At 67.3% G+C, this 24,394-nt stretch carries 24 protein-coding genes; 10 read left to right on the top strand and 14 right to left on the bottom strand.

The annotated features are described in order from the left end of the window. Nucleotides 1–72 precede the first annotated feature (72 nt). The gene (locus tag AB4Z37_RS22820) at nt 73–1,569 is read left to right on the top strand and encodes a replicative DNA helicase (RefSeq protein WP_441519031.1); all 1,497 of its coding nucleotides are present in this window, start codon (nt 73–75) and stop codon (nt 1,567–1,569) included. Between the two features lie 147 nt (nt 1,570–1,716). Beyond that, nucleotides 1,717–2,898 (top strand): alanine racemase, encoded by a 1,182-nt coding sequence (gene alr, locus AB4Z37_RS22815; RefSeq protein ID WP_441519030.1) that lies wholly within the window; start codon nt 1,717–1,719, stop codon nt 2,896–2,898. 18 nt (nt 2,899–2,916) lie between these two features. Here alr and AB4Z37_RS22810 read toward each other — a convergent pair whose 3' ends face one another. After that, nucleotides 2,917–3,984, bottom strand: a complete 1,068-nt coding sequence (locus tag AB4Z37_RS22810; RefSeq protein ID WP_441519140.1) for a hypothetical protein — start codon at nt 3,982–3,984, stop codon at nt 2,917–2,919. 368 nt (nt 3,985–4,352) lie between these two features. Here AB4Z37_RS22810 and AB4Z37_RS22805 point away from each other — a divergent pair, with 368 nt between their 5' ends. The 4 genes from AB4Z37_RS22805 (at nt 4,353) to purF (ending at nt 9,514) form a co-directional block, all read left to right on the top strand. Further along, nucleotides 4,353–5,435, top strand: a complete 1,083-nt coding sequence (locus AB4Z37_RS22805; protein WP_441519029.1) for a 3-deoxy-7-phosphoheptulonate synthase — start codon at nt 4,353–4,355, stop codon at nt 5,433–5,435. Nucleotides 5,436–5,561: 126 nt separating this feature from the next. Then, nucleotides 5,562–7,016 (top strand): DNA repair protein RadA, encoded by a 1,455-nt coding sequence (gene radA / locus AB4Z37_RS22800; protein WP_441519028.1) that lies wholly within the window; start codon nt 5,562–5,564, stop codon nt 7,014–7,016. Nucleotides 7,017–7,259: 243 nt separating this feature from the next. Further along, a complete protein-coding gene (locus AB4Z37_RS22795; protein WP_441519027.1) occupies nt 7,260–7,907 on the top strand; it encodes a CvpA family protein in 648 nt (215 codons plus the stop codon). Between the two features lie 53 nt (nt 7,908–7,960). Then, nucleotides 7,961–9,514, top strand: a complete 1,554-nt coding sequence (purF, locus tag AB4Z37_RS22790; RefSeq protein WP_441519026.1) for an amidophosphoribosyltransferase — start codon at nt 7,961–7,963, stop codon at nt 9,512–9,514. Nucleotides 9,515–9,527: 13 nt separating this feature from the next. Here purF and AB4Z37_RS22785 read toward each other — a convergent pair whose 3' ends face one another. After that, on the bottom strand, nt 9,528–10,046 hold the full coding sequence (locus AB4Z37_RS22785) for a GNAT family N-acetyltransferase (protein WP_441519025.1): 519 nt from the start codon (nt 10,044–10,046) through the stop codon (nt 9,528–9,530). Between the two features lie 193 nt (nt 10,047–10,239). Here AB4Z37_RS22785 and AB4Z37_RS22780 point away from each other — a divergent pair, with 193 nt between their 5' ends. From AB4Z37_RS22780 to AB4Z37_RS22770, 3 genes are all read left to right on the top strand, one after another. After that, nucleotides 10,240–10,983, top strand: coding sequence for an SDR family NAD(P)-dependent oxidoreductase (locus tag AB4Z37_RS22780; RefSeq protein ID WP_441519024.1), 744 nt, complete (start codon nt 10,240–10,242; stop codon nt 10,981–10,983). Between the two features lie 152 nt (nt 10,984–11,135). Continuing rightward, complete coding sequence (locus AB4Z37_RS22775; RefSeq protein WP_441519139.1) at nt 11,136–11,522, top strand: DUF2147 domain-containing protein; 387 nt, start codon at nt 11,136–11,138, stop codon at nt 11,520–11,522. A gap of 85 nt (nt 11,523–11,607) precedes the next feature. Beyond that, nucleotides 11,608–11,862, top strand: coding sequence for a PilZ domain-containing protein (locus AB4Z37_RS22770; protein ID WP_441519023.1), 255 nt, complete (start codon nt 11,608–11,610; stop codon nt 11,860–11,862). 90 nt (nt 11,863–11,952) lie between these two features. On the opposite strand, the gene der is transcribed toward AB4Z37_RS22770, so the two are convergent. The 12 genes from der to AB4Z37_RS22710 all read right to left on the bottom strand — a co-directional run bounded on the left by der (nt 11,953) and on the right by AB4Z37_RS22710 (nt 23,333). After that, nucleotides 11,953–13,335, bottom strand: a complete 1,383-nt coding sequence (gene der / locus AB4Z37_RS22765) for a ribosome biogenesis GTPase Der (protein WP_441519022.1) — start codon at nt 13,333–13,335, stop codon at nt 11,953–11,955. Nucleotides 13,336–13,419: 84 nt separating this feature from the next. Next, a complete protein-coding gene (locus AB4Z37_RS22760; protein WP_441519021.1) occupies nt 13,420–13,971 on the bottom strand; it encodes a hypothetical protein in 552 nt (183 codons plus the stop codon). Nucleotides 13,972–14,043: 72 nt separating this feature from the next. Then, a complete protein-coding gene (locus AB4Z37_RS22755; RefSeq protein ID WP_441519020.1) occupies nt 14,044–14,697 on the bottom strand; it encodes a tetratricopeptide repeat protein in 654 nt (217 codons plus the stop codon). A gap of 207 nt (nt 14,698–14,904) precedes the next feature. After that, on the bottom strand, nt 14,905–16,311 hold the full coding sequence (locus AB4Z37_RS22750) for an amidase family protein (protein WP_441519019.1): 1,407 nt from the start codon (nt 16,309–16,311) through the stop codon (nt 14,905–14,907). 26 nt (nt 16,312–16,337) lie between these two features. After that, nucleotides 16,338–17,036 carry an ABC transporter ATP-binding protein gene (locus AB4Z37_RS22745; RefSeq protein WP_441519138.1) on the bottom strand — a complete coding sequence of 233 codons (699 nt, stop codon included), beginning with the start codon at nt 17,034–17,036 and terminating at the stop codon, nt 16,338–16,340. Next, on the bottom strand, nt 17,036–17,800 hold the full coding sequence (locus tag AB4Z37_RS22740) for an ABC transporter ATP-binding protein (protein WP_441519018.1): 765 nt from the start codon (nt 17,798–17,800) through the stop codon (nt 17,036–17,038). Before AB4Z37_RS22740 ends, AB4Z37_RS22745 begins: the two co-directional genes overlap by 1 nt. Beyond that, the gene (locus tag AB4Z37_RS22735; RefSeq protein WP_441519017.1) at nt 17,797–18,801 is read right to left on the bottom strand and encodes a branched-chain amino acid ABC transporter permease; all 1,005 of its coding nucleotides are present in this window, start codon (nt 18,799–18,801) and stop codon (nt 17,797–17,799) included. Before AB4Z37_RS22735 ends, AB4Z37_RS22740 begins: the two co-directional genes overlap by 4 nt. A 3-nt stretch (nt 18,802–18,804) precedes the next feature. Then, complete coding sequence (locus tag AB4Z37_RS22730) at nt 18,805–19,665, bottom strand: branched-chain amino acid ABC transporter permease (RefSeq protein WP_441519016.1); 861 nt, start codon at nt 19,663–19,665, stop codon at nt 18,805–18,807. Nucleotides 19,666–19,692: 27 nt separating this feature from the next. Next, nucleotides 19,693–20,886: an ABC transporter substrate-binding protein gene (locus AB4Z37_RS22725; RefSeq protein WP_441519015.1), complete on the bottom strand. Its 1,194-nt coding sequence runs from the start codon at nt 20,884–20,886 to the stop codon at nt 19,693–19,695. A 49-nt stretch (nt 20,887–20,935) separates the two neighbouring features. Then, nucleotides 20,936–21,727, bottom strand: coding sequence for a FadR/GntR family transcriptional regulator (locus AB4Z37_RS22720; protein WP_441519014.1), 792 nt, complete (start codon nt 21,725–21,727; stop codon nt 20,936–20,938). Nucleotides 21,728–21,918: 191 nt separating this feature from the next. Continuing rightward, complete coding sequence (gene panB, locus AB4Z37_RS22715) at nt 21,919–22,746, bottom strand: 3-methyl-2-oxobutanoate hydroxymethyltransferase (protein ID WP_441519013.1); 828 nt, start codon at nt 22,744–22,746, stop codon at nt 21,919–21,921. Nucleotides 22,747–22,748: 2 nt separating this feature from the next. Continuing rightward, nucleotides 22,749–23,333, bottom strand: a complete 585-nt coding sequence (locus AB4Z37_RS22710; protein ID WP_441519012.1) for an NnrU family protein — start codon at nt 23,331–23,333, stop codon at nt 22,749–22,751. A gap of 192 nt (nt 23,334–23,525) precedes the next feature. Between AB4Z37_RS22710 and AB4Z37_RS22705 the strand changes: the two genes are divergently transcribed. Further along, nucleotides 23,526–24,296 (top strand): substrate-binding domain-containing protein, encoded by a 771-nt coding sequence (locus tag AB4Z37_RS22705; RefSeq protein ID WP_441519137.1) that lies wholly within the window; start codon nt 23,526–23,528, stop codon nt 24,294–24,296. Nucleotides 24,297–24,394: the final 98 nt, after the last annotated feature.

The raw sequence follows: 24,394 nt of genomic DNA, 5'->3' as shown, positions 1-24,394 counted from the left end.
CTTCCGGAGCGGAGGCGCCGGGTGCTTGATAGCGCGCCCGCGTTTGTTGAAATGACCAGCTCAATTACCTCCATGTCACCGACCGATTCCAACGTCCTGAAACTGGCGCCCGACGCCGGAACCCCGGCCTATCGGTCGGCGCCGCACAATATCGAGGCGGAACAGAGCCTTCTGGGCGCGATCCTGGTCAACAACGACGCCTTCTACCGCGTCTCCGACTTCCTCGAGACCAAGCATTTCTTCGAGCCGATCCACCAGTTGATCTACGAGACCTCCGCCAGCCTGATCAAAGCGGGCAAGGTCGCGACCCCGGTCACGCTGAAGACCTTCGTGCCGGCCGACACCGACATCGGCGGCCTCACCGTCGGCCAGTACCTCGCCCGCCTCGCCGCGGAAGCGACCACCATCATCAACGCCCAGGACTATGGCCGCACCGTCTACGAGCTGTCGCTCCGGCGCGACCTCATCCAGATCGGCGAGGACATGGTCAACGTCGCCTATGACGCGCCGGTCGACTTCGCCCCCCGCGCCCAGATCGAGGACGCCGAGCGCAAGCTGTTCTCGCTCGCCGAACAGGGGCGCTACGATGGCGGCTTCCAGAAATTCTCACAGGCGCTGACCATCGCGGTGGACATGGCGGCCGCGGCCTACAACCGCGACGGCAAGCTGTCAGGCATCTCGACGGGCCTGCGCGACCTCGACACCCGCATGGGCGGTCTGCAGCGCTCCGACCTCATCGTGCTCGCCGGCCGCCCTGGCATGGGCAAGACCTCGCTCGCCACCAACATCGCCTACAACGTCGCCCGCGCCTACACCTACGAGGTCGCGCCCGACGGCACCCACAAGACCGTTCATGGCGGCATTGTCGGCTTCTTCTCCTGCGAAATGTCGGCCGACCAGCTCGCCACCCGTATCATCGCCGAAGTCACCGGCATCCCGTCGAGCAGCATCCGCCGCGGCGGCATTTCCGAAGCCGACTTCGACGTCATCCGCGACCATTCGATCGAACTGCAGAACCTGCCGTTCTATGTCGACGAAACCGGCGGCATCTCGATCTCGCAGCTCGTGGCCCGCGCCCGCCGCCTCAAGCGGCAGAAGGGCCTCGACCTGCTGATCATCGACTATATCCAGCTGCTGCAGGGCTCGGGCAAGAAGTCCGACAACCGCGTGCAGGAAGTCACGGAGATCACCACCAGCCTGAAGGCGCTGGCGAAGGAGCTCAGCGTTCCGATCATCGCGCTGTCGCAGCTGTCGCGTCAGGTCGAAAACCGCGAAGACAAGCGCCCGCAGCTTTCGGACCTGCGTGAATCCGGCTCGATCGAGCAGGACGCCGACGTCGTGGTCTTCGTGTTCCGCGAGGAATACTATCTGCAGAACAAGGAGCCGCGGCCGGGCACCCCCGAGCACGAGAAGTGGCAGACCGACATGCAGCTGGTGCACGGCAAGGCCGAAGTCATCATCGGCAAGCAGCGTCACGGCCCGACCGGCACGGTCGAGCTGCACTTCGACGCCAACATCACCAAGTTCGGCGACCTCGCCCACGACGGCTACGTGCCGGCGAGCGAGTAGGTCGCGAATTGAATTTTCGGCGCGCGGCCATCCAAGCGACGTCGGATCCACCACTTCGCCTGCGGTTGAACCGCCAGACGCTGCCGCGTATGGTGTGGGTCAGCTGCGCACAGTATCCTCCGCATCGCGCATTCGGATCTTCGCACGATGACCGCGCCTGACCAGCACGCCGCCAGCTCCCACCGGGCGATCGCGCTCGAAAGCATCGACAGCGTATCGCTGTCGGCGCAGACCGGCATCCTCAGCATCGACCTCGAGGCGCTGGTCGGCAACTGGCGCAAACTCGAAAGCCGCTCCGTGCCGGCCGAATGCGCCGCCGTGGTCAAGGCCGACGCCTATGGCTGCGGCCTGCCTGCCGTCGCGACCGCCCTCGCCGCCGCCGGCTGCAAGACCTTCTTCGTCGCCACCCTGAACGAAGCCCGCGCAGCGCGCGCCGCCGCCAAATCGGCGACCATCTATGTGCTCGACGGCTGCCTCGTCGGCACCGCCGAAGTGTTCGCCGAGATCAATGCCCGCCCGGTGATCGGCGATCTCGCCGAGCTCGCCGAGTGGGACGCCTTCTGTCGCCGCACCGGCTGGACCGGCGGCGCCGCGCTGCATGTCGACACCGGCATGAACCGGCTCGGCCTCACCATGACCGAGGCGCAAAGCCTCCTGCCGCGCGTCAGGAGCGGCAGTCATGGCTTCACGCTGGTGATCAGCCACCTCGCCTGCGCCGAGATGCTGGGACATCCGCTGAACGCCAGGCAACTTGCCGCATTCCACGAGATCGCGCAGGCCTTCTCCGGCATCCCGACGTCGCTCGCCGCGTCCTCCGGCATCTTTCTCGGCCCGCAATACCAGTTCGATATGGTTCGCCCGGGCGCCGCGCTTTACGGCGTCAATCCGACGCCGGAAGCGGACAACCCGATGCAGCCAGTGGTCAACCTCAAGGCCCGCATCGTGCAGGTCCGCCATGTCGAGCGCGGCGACACCATCGGCTACGGCGCGACCTGGACGGCGCGCCGTCCCACCCGCCTTGCGATCGTCGCCGCCGGCTATGCCGACGGCTATTTCCGCGCCGCCGGCGGCGTCGACGGCGTGCGCAGCGCCGAGGCGGTGGTGGCCGGACGTCGCTGCCCCGTCGCCGGCCGCATCTCGATGGACCTGCTCGCCGTCGACATCACCGAGCTGCCGCCGAACGCCGTGCGCCGCGGCCATCTCGTGACGCTGATCGGCGAAGGCATCACGGTGGACGAGCTCGGCCACCACTTCGGCACCATCGGTTATGAGGTGCTGACCAGCCTCGGCCACCGCTTCGCGCGGGTCTATCGCGGCGGCAAGCCCTGAGGCCCCCGCCGCGTCGCTTCAGCGCTGCAGCACGAACTTCTGCGCTCGCTTGCCGGTATCGACCTCGGTGGTGAAGATGTTGCCGTGGGAGTCGATCGCGAGGTTGTGCACCCAGTGGAAGTCGCCGGCCATGCGGCCGTTGCGGCCGAAGCGTCCGACGACCTCGCCGCTGTCGCGCTTGAGCGTGCGCACCTCGTTGTTGGCGCCGTCGGCATTGATCAGGAACGACTGGTCGGCATCGTTCCAGATCTCCAGGTCCCACACCGAGCCGTTGGCGCGGGTGTTCTTCTCGACGAACATCTCCTTCACGAAGCTGCCGTCCTTGCGGAACACCTGGATGCGATCGTTGGTGCGGTCGCAGACGTAGACCAGGCCGTCCCTGGCGATGCGCACGCAGTGCACGGGATTGGCGAACTGCTGCGACGCCGCCGCCGCCGGATCATAGGGCGGCACCTTGTCGTCGGTCGGCGGCTTGCCATAGGCGCCCCACATCCGCTTGAAGGCTCCGCTGTCCGCATCGAACACGATGATGCGGTGATTGTAGTAACCGTCGGCGACAAACAGCTCGTTGGCGGCGGCATCGAGCGTCATGTTGGCGGGCTTGCCGAGCCGCGTGGTGTCCTGGCTGTTGGTCTGCTCGCCGGCCTTGCCGATCTGCATCACGAACTTGCCGTCCTTGGTGAATTTCAGGATCTGGCCGTCGCGGTTGCCGTTGCCCGCGAGCCAGACGAAGCCCTTGGGATCGATGTAGATGCCATGCTCGTTCTCGGGCCAGTCAAAGCCGCTGCCGTTGCCGCCCCACGCCCGCAGCAGATTGCCCTCCTGGTCGAACTCCATCACCGACGGCGCCGGCAAGCAGCACTTGGTCGGCGGCGGCGACAGGCTGGCGGCCCGCTCGTCGTCGGTCAGCGTGCGCGGCCGCTGCACCACCCAGACGTGATCCTGCTCGTCCACCGCGACGCCGGCCGCCTGTCCCATGATCCAGTTGTTGGGCAGCGGCTTCGGCCAGAACGGATCGACCTTGAATTTTGGAGTGTCGGCGGCATGGGCCGCGGTCACCAGCAGCAGGCCGAACAGCGTGGTCATCCATCTCATCGGCGTTACTCCCTGTCGCCGCGTCACGCTGGCTCAAGCCATGCTGCGCGGTCGTTGATGGCGCCGGCCGGCGACCTCACGCGCGGGAAACACCGGTCCGGCCGGCCGAGCCTAGGCCATCACGGCCGCCGCGGAAAAGACCCGTGACAAACCGGCGACGGCCCCTTATATGTGGATCATGACCTTTGCATCCGCCCCGAGCTTTTATTGGTATTTTGGCTTTCGCAGGCCGCCGGCGGAGGTAGGGGTGCGCTCGATCTGAGGATTGCAGCAAATCAAGTCCCGAACAACCGCCAGCCGTCTGGCGGTTTTTTTGTGCCGCCAGCCGGAAGACCCAGACCGCCAAGGGAGCCCCAGGCATGTTGAGCACCACCGACGATGTCCGTATCCGTGAGATCAAACCGTTAGCGCCCTCTGCGGAGGTGATGCGCGAGCATCCGCGGACGCTGGAGGCGACCCGTGTCGTCGCCGGCGCGCGCGACGCCTTCCACGCCATCCTGCATGGCCATGACGATCGTCTCGCCGTCGTCATCGGCCCCTGTTCGATCCACGATCCGGTTGCCGCCCTCGACTATGCCTCACGTCTTGTTGCGCTGCGCAACCGCTTGCAGCCATCGCTGGACATCATCATGCGCGTCTATTTCGAAAAGCCGCGCACCACGGTGGGGTGGAAGGGCCTGATCAACGATCCCGATCTCGACGGCAGCTTCCACATCGACAAGGGGCTGCGCATCGCCCGCAAACTGCTGCTCGACATCAATCATCTCGGGCTTCCGGCGGCCTGCGAGTTCCTCGACATGACCACGCCTCAGTACATCGCCGACCTCGTCGCGTGGGGCGCCATCGGCGCCCGCACCACCGAGAGCCAGATCCATCGCGAGCTCGCCTCGGGCCTCAGCTGCCCGGTCGGCTTCAAGAACGGCACCGACGGCAATGTCCGCATCGCCGTCGACGCGGTGAAATCGGCCTCGCAGCCGCATCACTTCATGGCGGTGATGAAGGACGGCCGCTCGGCCATCGCCACGACGACGGGCAACGGCGATTGCCATGTCATCCTGCGCGGCGGAAAGGTCCCCAACTATGATGCGGCAAGCGTCGAGACGGCCTGCGCCGAGATCGCGAAGGCCGGCCTCGCGCCGATGGTGATGATCGATGCCAGCCATGCCAACAGCTCCAAGAAGCCCGAGCGCCAGCCCCTGGTGATCGACGATATCGCGTCCCAGATCGCCGCCGGCGATACCCGCATCATGGGCGTGATGGTCGAAAGCAATCTTGTCGCCGGCCGCCAGGATCAGGAGCCCGGCAAGCCCCTCACCTATGGCCAGAGCATCACCGATGGCTGCATCGGCTGGGACGACACGGTGTTGGTGCTGGAGCGCCTCGCAATCGCCGTCGAGCAGCGGCGGGCGACCAATCGCCGGGCCGTGAAGGTCGGCGCCTGAGGCCGTCTTGCGGCGGCCACCCGGCCGCCGCAAGCTCTCGCTCCGATCATGGACGGTTTGATGATCGTCTCCGGCCTTTCCATGCTATGGAATGCCGCCCACGCCTTCTGAGCGAATCTCCCCTCCATGGCCAAGAACGTTCTCTCCTTCGTCTGCCAGAACTGTGGCGCCGCTTATGGGCGCTGGCAGGGCAAGTGTGAATCCTGCGGCGAGTGGAACACGCTGGCCGAGGAAGATGTCGGCGGCGTCACCACCATGCCGGCGAGCATCCGCCCCAAGCGCAAGGGGCGGACCTTCAATCTGGAGAGTCTTGCCGGCGAAAGCCGTGATGCACCGCGCCTGCCGTCCGGCATGGCCGAGCTCGACCGCGTCACCGGCGGCGGCTTCGTGCGCGGCTCGGTGCTGCTGGTCGGCGGCGATCCCGGCATCGGCAAGTCGACCCTGCTGACCCAGGCCTCGAGCCTGATGGCGCGTGCCGGCCATCGCTCGGTCTACATCTCCGGCGAAGAGGCGATCGCCCAGGTGCGGCTGCGCGCCGCGCGCCTCGGCCTCGCCGACGCACCGGTGCAGCTCGCCGCCGAGACCTCCGTCGAGGACATCATCGCGACGCTCTCGGAAGGCACGACGCCGCGCCTCGTGGTGATCGATTCCATCCAGACCATGTGGACCGACACCGTGGAGTCGGCGCCGGGCACCGTCACCCAGGTGCGCGCCTCGGCGCAGGCGCTGATCCGCTTCGCCAAGAGGTCCGGCACCGCCCTGATCCTGGTCGGCCATGTCACCAAGGACGGCCAGATCGCCGGCCCCCGCGTGGTCGAGCACATGGTCGATGCCGTGCTGTCGTTCGAGGGCGAGGGATCACAGCAGTTCCGCGTGCTGCGCGCGGTCAAGAACCGCTTCGGGCCGACCGACGAGATCGGCGTGTTCGAGATGACCGGCCTTGGCCTGCGCGAGGTCACAAACCCGTCCGAGCTGTTCCTGTCGGAGCGCGACCTCGGCAGCCCGGGCACGGCGGTGTTCGCGGGCATCGAAGGCACCCGGCCGGTGCTGGTGGAACTGCAGGCTCTGGTTGCACCGACGTCCCTCGGCACGCCGCGCCGCGCTGTGGTGGGCTGGGACCAGAGCCGCCTGTCGATGGTGCTGGCGGTGCTGGAGGCCCATTGCGGCGTCAAGCTCGGCGGCCATGACGTGTACCTCAATGTCGCGGGTGGGCTGCGTATCCACGAGCCGGCTGCCGACCTCGCCGCCGCTGCCGCCCTCGTCTCCTCGCTGGCCCATGTGCCGCTGCCGACCGACGCGGTGTATTTTGGCGAAATCTCGCTGTCCGGGGCGGTCCGCCCGGTGGCGCAGGCCTCCGCCCGCCTCAAGGAGGCCGCCAAGCTCGGATTCGGCAAGGCCGTGGTTCCGGAGACCGCCCGCGGCGACGCCTCCGGTGACGCCGGCCTCTCCCTGAACCAGGTCGGCTCCCTCACCAGTCTCGTGGCCGATATCGCCGCCCGCGGCGTCGGCCGCAAAGGCACCACATCGGACGCAGCGGGAAAAAATGCCACACCAGCCAAAATCCGCCGCTCCGAGGGCTAAACCCCGGATGACGCTGGCGTTGGCCGCCGCTATACAACCGGCGCGCGACCGGATGCCGCCCGCACGATCGATGAACGCCAGGCGATCTAACTCACGTGATCCGAATGGTGTGATCGAAATGTTGGGATGGGCGGGACCGTATGGTTTCCCCGCCTTGCCGAACATGTCATATCGCCGTCTCCTGACGAGGCGCAGCGGAGCCGATTCGCAGGAGTCGAATGCAAGAGCGGACTTGACCAGCCGATGCCGATAACCCTCCTCGATATCATTGTCCTTGGCGTGATGCTGATCTCCGGCCTGCTGGCGATGATCCGCGGCTTCATGCGCGAGATCCTGTCGATCGCCGCCTGGGGCATCGCCGCACTGACAACGCTGTACGCGTTCAACAAGCTGCTGCCGACCGCCAAGACCTATTTCAACAACGATACGGTGGCGACCGTCGCCGTGATCGCCGGCGTGTTCCTGGGCACGCTGATCGTGGTGTCGATCATCACGGTGCGCATCTCCGACATGATCCTGGATTCCCGGATCGGGGCACTGGACCGCACCCTCGGCTTCCTGTTCGGCCTCGCCCGCGGCCTCCTGATCATCGTGGTCGCGTTCCTGTTCTTCGTCTGGCTGGTTCCCGAGAAGCAGCAGCCCGACTGGGTGCGCTCGGCCAAGTCCCGCGTGGTGCTGCAGGGCACCGGCGACTGGCTGATGTCGCTCTTGCCGGACGACCCTGAAAACACCATCTTGAAGAAGTTGAAGAAGCCGAAGACCGACGAGGAACAGACCGATGCCGCCCCGGCGGCACCGCCCCCCGCGGCTGGACCGTCCGATGGCGGCTATGCAAAATCGGCCCGGGACGGGCTCAAGCAACTGATCGACGGCAAGGCCGCAGGGCGTTAAGGGTTACTGGACGTTGAGGATTGCCGGACGCTGGTCCGGTGAAGAGAGGCACAATGGACGAGATGCAAGGCCCTTCCCGCTCCCATGCAAAGGGCGCGGAAGCACCCGATTTCGCCACACTTGCCACCCCGGCTGCCGCCACCGACGGAATCATCATCGACAAGGATCTGGACGGCGACACGCTGCGTGAAGAATGCGGCGTGTTCGGCATTTTCGGGCACCCCGACGCCGCGGCGATCACCGCGCTCGGCCTGCACGCGCTCCAGCATCGCGGCCAGGAAGCCGCCGGCATCGTGTCCTTCGACGGCAACCGCTTCCACTCCGAGCGCCGGCTCGGCCTCGTCGGCGACACCTTCTCCCGCCGCGAGGTGATCGAGCGCCTGCCCGGCTCCTCCGCCGTCGGCCATGTCCGCTACTCGACCACCGGCGAGACCATCCTGCGCAACGTCCAGCCGCTGTTCGCCGAGCTCAACGCCGGCGGCTTCGCAGTCGGCCACAACGGCAATCTGACCAACGGCCTGACGCTGCGCCGCGAGCTGGTGCGCGGCGGCGCCATGATGCAGTCGACCACCGACACCGAGGTCATCCTGCATCTCGTGGCACAGTCCAAGCGCAACCACTTCATCGACCGCTTCATCGAGGCGCTGCGCGCCATCGAGGGCGCCTACTCGCTGGTGTCGCTGACCAACAAGAAGCTGGTCGGTGCCCGCGACCCGCTCGGCATCCGCCCCTTGGTGCTGGGCGAGCTCGACGGCTGCCCGATCCTCGCCTCGGAAACCTGCGCGCTGGACATCATAGGCGCCAAGTACATCCGCGACATCGAGAACGGCGAAGTCATCGTGTTCGACGAGAACGGCACGCAGAGCCACAAGCCGTTCCCGCCGCAGGCGCCCCGTCCCTGCATGTTCGAGTACATCTATTTCGCCCGCCCGGACTCGGTGCTCGGCGGACGCTCGGTCTACGACGTGCGCAAGGCGATCGGCGCCGAGCTCGCCAAGGAAAGCCATGTGCCGTCCGACGTCGTCGTGCCAGTGCCGGATTCCGGCGTGCCCGCCGCGATCGGCTACAGCCAGTATTCCGGCATCCCGTTCGAGCTCGGCATCATCCGCAACCACTATGTCGGGCGCACCTTCATCCAGCCGACCCAGAGCATCCGCGAGCTCGGCGTGCGCATGAAGCACTCGGCCAACCGCACAGCGATCGAAGGCAAGCGCATCATCCTGATCGACGACTCGCTGGTGCGCGGCACCACGTCGAAGAAGATCGTGAAGATGATGCGTGATGCCGGCGCCCGCGAGGTGCACTTCCGCATCGCCTCGCCGCCGATCACCCATCCCGACTATTACGGCATCGACATGCCGGACCGCGCCCACCTGCTGGCGGCGACCCACAATCTCGAGCAGATGCGCGAACTGATCGGCTGCGACAGCCTCGCCTTCCTCTCGGTCGACGGCCTCTACCGGGCGATGGGCGAGCCCGGCCGCGACCCGGCACACCCGAAATTCACCGACCACTATTTCACCGGTGACTACCCGACCCCGCTGACCGACCAGAACCAGGCCGAGCCGACGCCGCGCCAGCTGTCGCTGCTGGCCGAGGCGAGTTGAACGGTTCGAACGCTCACGCGATGCGGCGTTCCATCAGGCGCGCCGCAGCGTCATAGCTCGCGAGCTTTTGCCTCAGGGCCGGCATTTCAACCTCCGCAAATCCCTGGCGGTGCCAGAACACCTGCGATCCGTTGACCGCCACCAGTGACAGGTTTGCGAGCCCTTCCGCGCGCGCCTGCGCCACGAGCCGCGCAACCACGGCGGCGCCGGCACCGCTGCCGCGCGCTTGCGGCAGCAGCGCCACATCGTGGATATAGTAGGTCGACGACATGGCTGGCAGCGCCCCCAGGAGGCTGTTGAGCGCCGGCGGTTGCAGATGATGCCAGGGGTGGCTGACGACATAGGCCACGAGCTCCGGTCCCGCGGCCAGCACCAGGCAGCCGGCGGGATAGAGGCGCAGCCGCTCGGCGAACACGGCGTCGTTCTCCGGATAGTCGGGATGGACGCGCGCGGCGATGGCGGCAACGGCCGGCAGGTCGGCCGCGGCCATCGGCCGCCACAGCGTTCCCGGCGATGTGGGGTCGATCGGCATGGCCCGCCCTTAGCACAGAACGCCATCCCGTGCGGACACGGAAGTCGTGCCACCACGGCCCTTTCGATCGGGCGGAAATCGCGATAAACCCCGCCCGCACACACTGCTCGTTGCCGGTATCGATTGACGGCGGCGCCGTGACGGCCCGGCAACGGGCCCGCTATTTCCGCCCCTTGGACTGCAGGACCTTCGCATGGCTGTCGATCTCTCCTCCCGCATCGCCCTGGTGACCGGCGCCTCACGCGGCATCGGCTATGCCACCGCGCGCACGCTCGCGCGCGCCGGCGCCCACATCATCGCCGTGGCGCGGACCGTCGGCGGCCTCGAGGAGCTCGATGACGAGATCCGCAAGGACGGCGGCACCGCGACGCTGGTTCCGCTCAACCTCACCGACAGCGACGGCATCGCCCGCCTCGGCGCCGCGCTCAACGAGCGCCACGGCAAGCTCGATATCCTCGTCAGCAATGCCGGTGTGCTCGGCCCGGCGTCGCCGCTCGGCCACATCGACCTCAAGGCCTGGACGGATGTGTTCGCGGTCAATGTCACCGCCAACTTCCAGCTGGTGCGCTGCATGGAGCCGCTGCTGCGGGCCTCCGACGCCGGCCGTGCCGTGTTCGTCACCTCGGGCGCGGCGCGCAAGGCCACCGCCTATGTCGGCCCCTACGCCGCCTCGAAAGCTGCGGTAGAGACGCTGGCGCGGGTGTGGGCGAACGAGACAGCGACCACGGCGCTGCGCGTCAACCTGTTCAATCCCGGCCCGATCCGCACCCGGATGCGGGCAACGCTGATGCCCGGCGAGGATCCGGAGACGCTCGACACGCCGGAGCAGGTCGCCGAGCTGATCGTGCCGCTGTGCGCGTCGTCGTGGACCGAGACCGGCAAGCTCTACGACTACCGCACCCGCAGCACACTGGACTTTCCGGCCCCCACGCCCTGAACCTGCGCCGTCGTTCCGACAACAAAGCAGCGACCGGCCTGCGCGCTTTTGCGCGCACGGGCCGTGTTGACTCCATCCGGCCGCGGTTGCTTGACTACCATCAGTCCGGCACGAGACCGGACAAATCAGGGAGATGCCGCAAGATGTTGAAGATGTTCGTCAGCCGCACTGCAATTCTCGCTGCCGTTGCCGCAACCGCATCATGGGCCGTGCCCGCCACAGCCGCCGACATCGGCGGGACGTGGCTGCGCGACACCGGCGCCTCGCAGGTCAAGTTCGCCTCCTGCGGCGGCGGCGCGGTGTGCGGCCACATCGCCTGGCTGAAGCCTGGCATCGAGACACCGGCCAAGGTCGGCCAGAAGATCTTCTTCGACATGAAGCCGAACGGCCCCGACAGCTGGAGCGGCAGCGCCTTCAATCCGGAAGACGGCAAGACCTATACCGGCAAGATGTCGCTATCCGGAAATACCCTCACCACCTCCGGCTGCGTCATGGGGGGCATGATCTGCAAATCCACCACCTGGACACGGGTCAACTGACCTCCGATCATTCGAAATCGACTCGAATCGCTGGGATCAGAAACGAACGGCGGCCGGCGGCGTTGCTGTCGAGGAGGCCTGCATCATGCGCCTGTTCGGACGAAAGCAGCGCGCCCCCCGGCGCAAGATCGACCGCGAAGGCTGGATCGCGTTTCCCGGCGACTTCGCCGCACGGCGCTGCACCGTGATCGACATCTCCGAAGGCGGGGCGAAGCTGCAGGTCGACGACCCGCGCTTCACGCGCACCCAGTTCGAGCTGCGGCTGTCGCGCACCGATCCGGGCCGCCGCTGCCGCGTCACCTGGCGACGCGGCAGCCAGATCGGTGTCACGTTCTTCTGAGGCGGATCAGCGGCCAGATCAACCGGGCTGCGCGTCGCGCATCGTCTGCACGGGCCGTTGGCGGCGAGCAGGCTCGCCACCGTCACGGCGTCACGACTTGCGCTTGGCCTTGTGCGCAAACGGGTTGGATTTCTCCCGCAGCGTGATGCGGATCGGCGTGCCCGGCAGGTCGAACGCCGTGCGCATGCTGTTGGTGAGGTAGCGCAGATAGGAATCCGGAACCGCATCGGCGCGCGAGCAGAACACCACGAAGCTCGGCGGCCGCGCCTTGGGCTGCGTCACATAGTTCAGCTTCAGCCGACGGCCCGAGACGGCGGGCGGCGGATTGGCGGCGATCGCCTGCTCGAACCAGCGGTTCAACATGCTGGTCGAGGTCCGCTTGTTCCAGACGGCATAGGCATCCTCGATCGCCGTCATCAGCCGATCGACGCCCTCACCCGTGACGCCCGACACCGCGACGACCGGCACGCCCTTGATCTGGGGCAGCCAGTGATCCGCATCCTGGCGCAGCGACGACATCAGATTGGCCTGGCGCCCGATCAGATCGGATTTGCTCACCGCGATGACGAGGGCCCGGCCCTCGCGCTCGACGAGATCGGCGATGCGCAGGTCCTGCTCCTCGAAGCGGTGCTGCGCATCCATCATCAGCACGACCACTTCGGCGAAACGGATGGCGCGCAGCGAATCGGCAACAGAGAGCTTCTCCAGCTTCTCCTCGATGCGCGAGCGCCGGCGCAGGCCGGCAGTATCGAACACCCGGAACGCGCGCCCCTGCCAGTCGACGTCGACGGCGATGGAATCGCGCGTGGTGCCGGCTTCGTCACTCGTCAGCAGCCGTTCCTCGCCGAGCAGATGGTTGATCAGCGTCGACTTGCCGGCATTCGGCCGGCCGACGATGGCGACGCGGATCGGCCGGTGCTGGTCGGTGCCGGCGGCCTCGTCCACCGTGTCGTCTTCCTCCTCGTCGACCTCTTCCTCCTCGGGCATCACCGCGCGTAGCGCGTCGTAGAGGTCGCTGAGGCCTTCGCCATGCTCCGCCGAGATCGGCACGGGATCGCCGAGGCCGAGCGCATAGGATTCCATGGCGCCGATCTCGCCATGCTTGCCTTCGCTCTTGTTGGCGAGCAGCACCACCGGCTTGCCGGCCTTGCGCGCGAGATCCGCAAAGCCACGGTCCGCCGGCGTCAACCCGATGCGTGCGTCGATGACGAACAGCAGCGCGTCGGCGCCATCGATCGCCGCCTCGGTCTGCTCCTGCATGCGCGCGGCAAGCGAGCCCCGCGGCCCATGGTCGAGGCCGGCGGTGTCGATGATGGTGAAGCTGAGGTCGCCGAGCCGGCCCTCACCCTCGCGGCGGTCCCTCGTCACGCCCGGCTGGTCGTCGACGAGCGCCAGCTTCTGTCCGACCAGACGGTTGAACAGGGTCGACTTGCCGACATTGGGCCGGCCGATAATGGCAAAGGTGAAAGACATGTCCGATCCGTTCGCCCGTCCCGGACCTCATGTCAACAGCGGGACCGATGGCAATCCTGCGAAGCCGTCCCCCGCGGGCAGCCTTTACCGAGAGAAGCTGCCGCTGGGAAGCGGCGCCGGGAACCCGGACTGGGCCGGCGCGGCCTGCTGCGCCGGCGGCTGGTCCTGGGGCGCGGCCGCCGGAGCCGGCCGCTGAGCGCGTTTCGCCGGCTTCGGCGGCGCGGTCTCCTCGGCAGGCGCGGCGTCCTGGTCGGCAGGCGGCGGTGCGGTGGTGGAGCGATGCCGCGGCTTCCTGGGCTTGGCCTTGGGCTCGGCGGCGGGCGCCGGAGCGGACTTCGCCGTGTCGGCAGCAGCGGCCGCCGCGGTCTGCTGCGATCCGGCGTCCTTGAACTGCTGCTCCTGGCTCTGCATTTCCGGCGAGCCCTTGTAGAGGTCCTTAGGCACGCCCTGCTCCAGCCCCGGGACGCCTTCCGGGAACACCGGCTGGCGGTTGCCCGGCAGCTTCTTCTTGGTGTCGAGGAAGTCGAGCATGTCCATCGGATCGAAGCTGCTGAGGCCGCCGCCGCCACAGCCGGCGAGCACGCTGCAGAGCGCCAGAAGGACACCGGAGGCAATCAGTCGTTGGGAACGGCGCATCAGGTCTTCACTCGGTTTTCGGTTCGTGCTGCGACGGTGCCGATCAGGCGCACGCCGTCGTCCTCGGTATGGTCAGCTCTTGGCGACCGGCGGCAGCAGCGCTTGCAGGGCCTCCGCACGGGTGCGGATGCTCGCCGGCGTTTCTGCGTCGGTCATGATCAGGTCGAGCCACTGCCGCGTCGCCGCGGTATCGTTCGCACGCCAGGCCGACACGGCCAGCAGGTCGCGCGCGGTGTGGCGGAAGGTGCGGCCGCTCGCGGTGATCGGCTCGAGCCGCTGGCGAATGTCGTCATAAGGCGCGGTGTCGACCAGCAGCGCGGCTGCGCGGGTCTTGGCGAGGTCCTGCTGCGGCTGGGCGACACCGGTGTCGTTGCCGATGGCGTCGAACAGCTTCACGGCCTCCTGCGGGGCGCGCGTCGCCGCTTCCGCGGCGGCCCGCAGCCGCGCCAGGGTGCGATAGCCGGCCGGCGCTTCGGCGGCGAGCTTGGTGAAGGCGGCCTCCGCCTCAGCATGCTTGTTCTGGTCGGCGAGCGTGACCGCGGCCTCGAATGCCGCACCGGCCTCCGCCGCGCGCTTGCCTTCCCAGTACTGATAACCGCGCCAGCCGGCGACGGCCGCGACGACCAGGACGGCCGCGCCAATGATGAAAACGGAATAGCGATCCCACAGCTTCTTGAGCTGTTCGCGACGCAGTTCCTCGTCGACTTCGTCAAATAATTCAGACACTTATGATATCCCACCTACGGCGCGGGCACAGTTTGGCCCAGCGCGCGCCAGCCCCAATGCGATGGCGGCGATACCCTATCGATATGGCGGAGGCAAGGCAAAGCAAGCCTGTTCAAAGAGTTACCCGCAATCAGGCGCGTCGCGAAAGGCTTGTCCACCGAATCGTCGGCCAGCCGCCCCCGGTCCGGCCGACGATCCAGCGCATTCTCAGGGCCGCGGATCGATCGGCGTCGGCATCGCCGCATGGCGCTCGATGACCTCCGCCGCCGCGAAACAGACGTCCTCACGGAAGCGGCCGGCGACCACCTGGACGCCGACAGGCCGGCCGTCGGCGAGGCCGGTCGGCACCGACAGCGCCGGAAAGCCGAGCGCGGGAATCGCCAGCAGCGAGCGCTGCGCGTCGATCAGCGCCCGGACAGTGTTGCCGTCCTCCTGGTCGAGGTTGTCGCGGAACGGCAGCTGGTGCGACACCGGCAGCACGATGACGGGATAGCGCGCCAGGAAGAGATTCCAGTCGCGCAGGATCGACTGACGGCGCTCGAAGCCAACCAGAATCTCGTCACTGGTCAGCCGCGGTGCATAGGCGATGTGGTCATCGACATTTCTCCGGCTCTTGGCATCGCCGTACTTGCGGATCAGCGGTTCGAGGAAGCGTCGCTCCTCGTTGACCACCAGGGCGTGCCAGAGGTCAGCAGCCTCGACGACGCGCGGCGGTGTCACCTCCTCGACCGCGTAGCCGGCCTCGGCGAGCCAGCGACCGGCGGCACGGATCGCCGCGCGCACCTCCGGTGCCGCATCACCGACCGGATCCGCCGCGAGCGCGACACGGACGGGACCGGCAAGGCGCGGCCCCTCCAGCGGCGCCGGCACCCAGTTGCCGTCGCGCGCGTCGGGGCCCGCCATCACGGCGAGGCCCGCGCGCAGGTCGGCGATCGAGCGTGCCAGCGGCCCCTGCACCGACATCATCTGCGCCGTGATCGGACGCTCGGACGTCGCGGACGGATTGAAATGGGCGACGCGCCCCGGCGTCGGGCGCAGACCGGCGACGCCACAGGCATAGGCCGGATAGCGGATCGAACCGCCGAAATCGTTGCCATGGGCGATCGGCCCCATGCCGGCGGCGACCGCGGCGCCGGCGCCGCCGCTCGAACCGCCCGGCGTCCATTGCGTCCCCCAGGGATTGCGGGTGGCGCCATGCAGCTCGTTGTCGGTGAACCAGCGGTGCGAGAACGCCGGCGTGTTGGTGCGCCCGACGATCACCGCGCCCGCCTTGCGAAAGTTCGCCACCGTCGGACAATCCTCGCTGGCGATGACGTCCCGGAATGCGACAACACCGTTGGTGGTGGCGCAGCCGCGCTGGTCGACATTGACCTTCACCGTCACCGGCACGCCGTGCAGCGGCGACAGTGCGACGCCGGCCTTGACCACGGCATCGGCCTGGTCGGCGGCGCTCAGCGCCTCGTCGGCCAGCACCTCCACGACGGCGTTGACCACCGGATTGACCGCGGCGATGCGATCGAGCACCGACTGCACCGCGTCGCGGCTGGACACGCGGCGCTCCCTGATCGCCTGCGCCAGATCCGTCGCCGTCCACTGCCAAAGCTCGTTGTGCATGATTTCTCCCCTGATATTGGTTTCGTTCAATCGGCTGTGACGGCGAGATACCGTTCACGCTCGCGGCTGGCGCCGGCGAACGTCGCGCGATCCGCCGCATACACGATGCGCCCCTGGTCGAGGATGTAGTGGCGGTCCGCCAGCGCCTCGCAAAACGACAGGTTCTGCTCGACCAGCAGGACGGCGACGCCTGCCCCGCGGACCGCGCGCACGACGTCGGCAAGCTCATCCACGATTACCGGCGCGAGCCCCTCGGTCGGCTCGTCCAGCAGCAGGACGCGCGGACCACCGATCAGCGCGCGCGCGATCGCCAGCATCTGCTGCTCGCCGCCGGACAGCGCGGTGCCACGGTTGCGGCGGCGCTCATGCAGGCGCGGGAACAGCTTGTAGATCTCGGCCAGCGGCCACAGCGTCGCCTTGCGGGCGGCGATGGCGAGATTTTCCTCGACCGTCAGCAGCCCGAAGATGCCGCGATGCTCCGGCACCAGCGCGATACCGCGCCGCGCGATCTGGTAGGTCCGCAGCGCCGTGATCGCCTCACCGTCGAAACGGATGTCGCCGCGCCGCGCGCCGATCGCGCCGACGAGGCTCTTCAGCGTCGTCGTCTTGCCGGCGCCGTTGCGTCCGAGCAGGCAGACCACCTCGCCCGCATCGACCTTCAGGCTCACGTCCTGCAAGACATGGCTCTTGCCGTACCAGGCGTTGAGATCGGTGACATTCAGCATCATGCCGCCGTCCCCAGATAAGCCGCTTTCACCTGCGGGTCCGCCGCGATGTCCGCCGGCAGCCCCTGGCGCAGGATGGCGCCGCGGTGCAGCACCGTGATCGACCGGCTGATGCGCATCACCAGACGGATGTTGTGCTCGATCAGCACCACGGCCATGGACTGGCCGAGATCCTCGATCAGGCGGGTCATGGTGTCGATATCGTCGATCCCCATGCCGGAGGTCGGCTCGTCGAGCAGCAGCACCTGCGGATGGCCCGCCAGCGCCATCGCGATCTCGAGCCGGCGCTGCTCGCCGTGGGAGAGCAGCCCCGCCACGGTCTGCGCCTTCTCGCCGAGGGCGAGCCGCGCCAGCAACGTGTCGGCCCGCGCGGCGACGTCAGGCAGCCCCGCGCGGTCGCGCCACAGGTCGAAAGCCTGCGGCGACAGCGCCTGCACCGCGAGCCGCACATTCTCATGCACGGTCAAATTCGCGAACAGGTTGGTGATCTGGAACGAGCGCGCCAGTCCATGGTGCACCCGGCGATGGGCCGGCATGGCGGTGATATCGCGTCCGCTGAGACGCACCGCGCCGGCGGTCGGCCGCAGCCGCCCGGTCAGGCAATTGAACAGCGTCGTCTTGCCGGCGCCGTTCGGCCCGATGAAGGCGTGCACGCCGGCATCGGTGATGGTGAACGACACGGGCCGGAGCGCCTGGAAACCGTCGAAGCGCTTCTCGATTCCAACGACCGCGAGTGCTGCGGGCTTATCCGTGGAGGTGATCATCGCTGCGTCCCTTCCTGGGGGCTGGCGAGTGCCGTAGGCCGCCCGTCGTCGTCGCTGCGTACCCGGCGCAGCAGCGGGTCGAGCAGCGCCGCGAGACCACCGCGCAGGCCGAACGCCACGACGACCAGCACGGCACCAAGCAGGATCTGCCAGCGCGCCCAGATCTCGGACAGTACGTAGCCCAGCACTACGACCGCGATGCTGCCGAGCACCGAGCCGAACAGCGTGCCGGTGCCGCCGAGGATCGTCATCACGATGATGCGCTCGCTCATGGCGAGATCGACGTTGGCGAGCGGCACGAACTTGAGCGCCATGGCGTAGAGCGCGCCGGCCAGCCCGGTGACGGCCGCAGACAGCACGAGGCTCACGATCTTGTAGCGGCGCACGTCGTAGCCGATCGCGATCGCGCGGTCCTCGTTGTCGCGGATCGCCTCCAGCGTCGCCCCGAAAGGCGATGCCACCAGGCGGCCGAACACGAAGAACACGGCGACGCAGACCAGCGCCACGAAGCCGTAGAAGTGGAGCGGCTGCGCGAACGACACCAGTCGGTGGCCGAACACCGCCAGATCGGGGCGCGGTACGTTCAACAGGCCGTTGTCGCCACCGGTGAGGTCCGAGGCCGCGTAACACAGGAAGAACGCCATCTGCGACAACGCCAGCGTCAGCATGATGAAGTAGACGCCGTGGCGCTGGGTCGCGACGACCCCGATGGCAGCCCCCAGCACGCCGGCGAGCACTACCGCAGCGGCAAGCGCGGCCACGAGACCGACATTGTAGCGGACCAGCAGGATTCCGGCGCAGTACGCCCCGGCGCCGAAGAAGATCGCCTGGCCGAACGACAGCAGCCCCACCCGCCCAAGCAGCAGGTTGCAGCCGAGCGCCGCCATCGCAAAGATCAGGCATTCGGTCGCCAGCGCCGGCGACGGCAATACCAGCGGCAGCAATGCCGCGACACCGGCGACAGCGAGCGCAAGGCCCATGGTCGAAGACATGACGCGCATGGCTCAGGCCCGTCCAAGCAGGCCGTGCGGCCGCAGCAGGATCACCAGCGCCATCGCGACATAGATCATGACGCTGGCCCCCGCCGCCCAGAACACCGTCATGACGCTCTGCACGACGCCGATCAGCAGTCCGCCAACGAGCGCGCCGGTGAAACTGCCGATGCCGCCAATCACGATGACCACGAAGGCGATCGACAGCGCCTCCACGCCCATGAACGGCTCGACGCCGCGGATGGGCGCGATCAGGACGCCTGCGAGGGCCGTCAGCGCCGCACCGATCGCGAAGGTCAGAGAGAAGGTCCGGCTGATATCGATCCCGAGCAATTCGACAGTCGGCATCGACTCGGTGCCGGCCCGCAGCACCGCGCCGTAATTGGTGCGCTCCAGCAGCAACCAGAGCACGGCGGCGATCGCTGCCGCAACGGCGATCACGAACAGGCGGTACTTCGGATAGGCGAAATCGCCGAACATCACCGCGCCGCGCAGCAGCGCCGGCGCGGCGACATTCTTGCCGACCGGATCGAAGATCAGGATCACGACCTCCTGGATGATCAGCGCGAGCCCCAGCGTCGCCAGGATCTGGAAGCTCGCCGGCAGATCATACAGCCGCCGCACGCCAGGCTCGGCCAGCCACGCCACCACACCGACAATGGCCGGCGCCAGCACCAGCGCCAGCCAGAAGTTGCCGGTCGCCGCGATCAGCACATAGCAGAGATACGCGCCCACGAGGTAGAACGCGCCGTGCGCAATGTTGATGAAGTGCATGATGCCGAAGATGATCGACAGACCGATCGCGATCATGAAGTAGATCATCCCGACGCCGAGGCCGTTGACGATCTGCGTAAGCAGCAGGTTGAGAGTCATGACGGTGCCGTGTGCGAGGGGCGCAGCTCAGGTCATCTTGCAGTCGGAGCGCGAGGCCTCGACGAACGACTTGCCGAAACTGACGACCTCGACATAGTCGTCCTTGTGCTTCTTGCCGGCCGGCGCCTTACCGCGCAGCAAGTAGTAGTTCTTGATGCACTGGTGGTCGAAGGCGCGGATATGCTCCTCCCCGGTCGGCCCTTCGTAAGTGAGCCCCTCCAGCGCCTTGATCACCTGCGCCGGCTCGGTGCTGCCGGCAGCCTTGATGCCGCGCATCAGAAGGTCGGCGGTGATGAAGCCGTTGACCATCGAATAGCTCGGCCGAACCTTCAAATGGGTCTGGAACAGGTCCACCAGCCGCCGGTTACCCGGGCTGTCGATCGCATCGTCGTACTGCGCACCGATATAGATATCCTCGAGAGCCTCGCTGCCGATCTCGGCATACTGCTCGGCGCCGGCGCCCCACACCAGCACGATCTTCATCTTCTGCTTCAGGCCGAAATCGACGGCCTGGCGGATGGTGTTGGTGCTCTGCGGGCCGAAGTTGAGGATCGCCAGCACATCCGGCCTGGCGGCCGCGACACTCGCCAGATAGCCTGAGAATTCCGTGTCGGCCATGGCATGGAAGCTGTTGCCGACATGCTCGATGTTGTTCTGCTTGAAGATGGCCTGCGCCTCGCGCAGCATCGCCTCGCCGAATACGTATTTCGGCGTGATGGTGTACCAGCGCCTGGCCTTGGGATCGGCGCCGATCAGCGCGCCGATGGTCTGGTGCACGGCGCCGTAACTCGACACCGGCCAGCGGAAGGTGCTGCGGCGGCAGTCCGCGCCGGTGATCTCGTCGGCGCCCACCGATGACATGTAGACACCGCCGCCATTGGCGATTTCCGCCGACATCGGCAGCCCGACATTCGACAGCACCGCGCCGGAGAAGAAGCGCACGCCCTGCTGCAGCGCCGCGATGATCTTCGGCATCGCGCGGCCGGGATTGCCCTCGTCGTCGATGACCAGCAGCGACGCATCGAGACCATAGTCCTTCGCCAGCGCCTTGACCGCGAGCCGGGCGCCTGCCTCGGCGGGCTGGCCGGCCATGGCGAACGGCCCCGACAGCGACAGCGCCGTGCACAGCCGCACCGGCTCGGCGGCCATCGCATGCCGCAGCACGGCGGGCGCCAGCGCAACGCCGGCAAGCGCGGACGTGAAGGTGCGTCGTGTGATCATGGTCGTTCCTCCCTGTATTATGTTTTGTTGGTTGTCGTGTCCGGGCCGCTCAGTCGAGCTGGAGCGGTTCGGCAAAGATCGGTGGCTCCGCTTCGTGCGGGCGCATCAGAAAGCTCTCCGCGCTCAGCACATGATCGAGCATCACCTGCCGCGCCTGCACGGCATCACCCGAGCGGAAGGCGACGATCAGGCGACGGTGATAATCGATGTTGGCGCAGGAGAACGCCCATGACAGCTCGTTGTCACCGACGGTGCCGATCGTCCAGTTGATGGCCTCGTTGACGAAACGGCACATCAGGGCGAGCAGCGGATTGGGGCACGCCGCGATCAGGATGTCGTGGAATTCGACCTCGACCTTGCGGTGATGCGCCCAGCCGGCGGCATCGGTCGGGTGCGCGTGCTGCGCCTCGATGGTGCGCTCCAGCGCCGCAAAATGCGCGTCCTGGAGATGACCGACGACGCTCGCCGCGAGCTCCGGCTCGGTGAGACGGCGCATCTGGTAGATCTGCGTGATGTTGATCGGGTGAAAATAGAAGTAGTTGCTGAGCAGCCCGATGGTGCGTCCCGACGACACCGAGGCGACCCGCGCGCCGCCGGCCGGACCGGTGGTGTTCTGAACCAGCCCCTGCACTTCCAGCGACTTGAGCGCCTCGCGGATGGTCGAGCGGCTGCAGCCGAACATCTCGATCAACTGGGTTTCCTGCGGCAGCCGGTCGTTCGGCTGCAAGCCCGCCTGGAAGATATGGCGACGGATCCGGTCCGCGACCGCGTCGGAGCGCTTGCGCTTGATCGCCGCCTTTTGCGACGGGTCGACCAGCTCGTCATACTGCTTATTATCCATATTATAATCATAAATAGGAAAGGTATGATTTGGCAAGCGTGTTGGACGGCCGTCCGACGGCTTTCCACCGAACGCTTCAACGGATTGATTTTATTATATAAATTACCCATCCGCCCCCGCCCCGCCAATCCAATGGCAGAAGCGGCTGGCACATGGCGTTCAGCAGCGGATGAGAGGCTTGGGAGACCGCGTCAGTGCTTCGGCGGGGTCAGGCCGTAGGTGTGCTCCGGTCCTGGAAAGGCGCGGCTGCGCACCTCGGTCGCATAGGCTTCGATCGCCTCGGCGATCGCCGGACCGAGATTGCCGTAGCGCTTCACGAACTTCGGCACCCGTGCCGACAGGCCCAGCATGTCCTCCAGCACCAGCACCTGGCCGTCACAGGCGGCGCTGGCGCCGATGCCGATGGTCGGGATCGCAATGGTCTCAGTGATGCGGCGGGCGACCGGTTCGGCCACCGCCTCGATCACCACCGAAAATGCGCCGGCCTCCGCGACGGCCCGCGCATCGTTCTCGATCCGCGCGCCATCGGCGTCGTCGCGGCCCTGGGCGCGGAACGAGCCCAGGGTGTTGATCGCCTGTGGCGTGAGCCCGACATGGGCCATCACCGGAATGCCGCGCGCGGACAGGAAGGCGATGGTCTCCGCCATGTATGCGCCGCCCTCGAGCTTGACCGCCCCGCAACGGGTCTCCTTCAGAATGCGGGCTGCGGAGCGGAACGCCTCCTCCTTCGAGGCCTCGTAGGAGCCGAACGGCATATCGACCACCACAAGCGACTGCTGTGAACCGCGCATCACCGCCCGCCCCTGCAGGATCATCATCTCGAGCGTCACCGGCACCGTGGTCTCGAATCCGTGCATCACATTGCCAAGGGAATCGCCGACCAGGATCACATCGCAGAAGCGATCGACCAGCGCAGCGGTGTGGGCATGGTACGACGTCAGCATCACGATGGGCTCGCCGCCCTTGCGGGCGCGGATCTCGGGCGCGGTCTTGCGCTTGATGGCCGACTGGATGGACATGGTCAGGCTCCGAACACAGGCACGCCGATGACGACCGGGTGGAACGCAAAGGCGAGCGCGAGATAGACGACGACGCCGATCACCACCGCGAGCACGTCGTTGAGCACACCGCCGACCGGGATCGGCGGCGCGCCGGCATCGCTGCGGCGCTTCAGCGAGATGCGATCATATACCGCCCACGCCAGAAACGAGCCGAACAGGATGATCGAGCCGAGGTCACCATTGGCGAGCAGATGGCCGAACGCCCACAGCTTCACGCCCGCGAGCATGGGATGCTTCAGCGTGACGTAGATGCGGCCGCGGAGATAGGACGCGACCACCAGGATCGCCGCCGGCAGCATCAACGCGATGGTGATGTGCTTCATCGCCGTCGGGGGATGCCACACGTCGACCCAGCCGGTGGCGCGGTAGACCGAGAACCCCCAGGCGATCAGCGCGATGCCGACGAGCGAGGCCAGCGAATAGGCGATCTTGTAGAGGCCCTCGCTGGTCGAGGCGATGATCGCCGCGCGGGTGTCGCGCCGCGTGGTCAGCACATGGACGCCGAGAAACAGAACCAGCCCCACAACGAGCAGCGCAAGCCCCATCGCCATCCCCTCCCGTGATCGCCGCCAGCCTGCGGCAGTGCGAAATACGCACGGCGCATTCCCGCGTCCCAGCGGCCTTGCTATGGTGCGCGTGTCGTGCCCGGGTATCATCTTTCGGGGGCGGCGCGCAATGCTGGCCCGACCGGCACAGAACCAAGACCAGGAGGATGCCCGATGAGCCACATCGCAGCCATGTCCCGCTTCGCCGCCGGCGCCGTTGTCGCGCTGCTGCTTCACGGCGTCGCGCAGGCGGCCGAGATCAAGGTGATGATCTCCGGCGGGCTGTCGGCCGCCTACAAGGAACTGGTGCCGCAGTTCGAGAAGGCGACCGGTCACACCGTCGTCACGGCCTACGGCCCGTCGATGGGAACCACCGAGAACGCCATTCCGGTGCGGCTCGCCCGCGGCGAACCGGCTGACGTGCTGATCATGGTCGGCGACGCGCTCGGCAAGATGAAGGAGCAAGGCAAGGCGGTGGAAGGCACGCGGGTCGACCTCGTGCGCTCGCCGATCGGCATGGTGGTGCGCGCCGGCGGTCCCAAACCTGACATCAGCACGCCGGAGGCGCTGAAAAAGGCGCTGCTCGACGCCAAATCGGTCGCCTATTCCGACAGCGCCAGCGGCGTCTATGTCGGCACCGAGCTGTTCGAAAAGCTCGGCGTGACCGAACAGATGAAGAGCAAGGCGAAAATGATCCCCGCCGAGCCGGTGGCCGCGGGCGTCGCGCGCGGCGAGTCAGAACTGGGCTTCCAGCAGGTCAGCGAACTGCTGCCGATCCCTGGCGTGGATCTCGTCGGCCCGCTGCCAGGAGCGGTGCAGAAGATCACCATCTTCTCGGCGGGCATTGCCTCCGGCGCCAGGGAGCCCGACGCCGGCAAGGCGCTGATCGCATTTCTCGCTTCGCCCGCGGCGGCGCCCACGCTGAAGAAGACCGGGCTCGACCCGTTCGTGTCGGACAAATAGGCGCAGGCGACGCCTACCTGCCGTTGATCGCGGCCGGGACCACGCGTGTGGCATGAGGTCGCGCGACGGTGGTTTCCCCGCCTGTCATCGGCTCGCAA

The organism is Bradyrhizobium sp. 2TAF24 (assembly GCF_052115025.1).
Taxonomy (GTDB): domain Bacteria; phylum Pseudomonadota; class Alphaproteobacteria; order Rhizobiales; family Xanthobacteraceae; genus Bradyrhizobium_A.
Note: the sequence above shows the minus strand (reverse complement) of the source record. Positions and strands in the feature narration are given on the sequence as shown.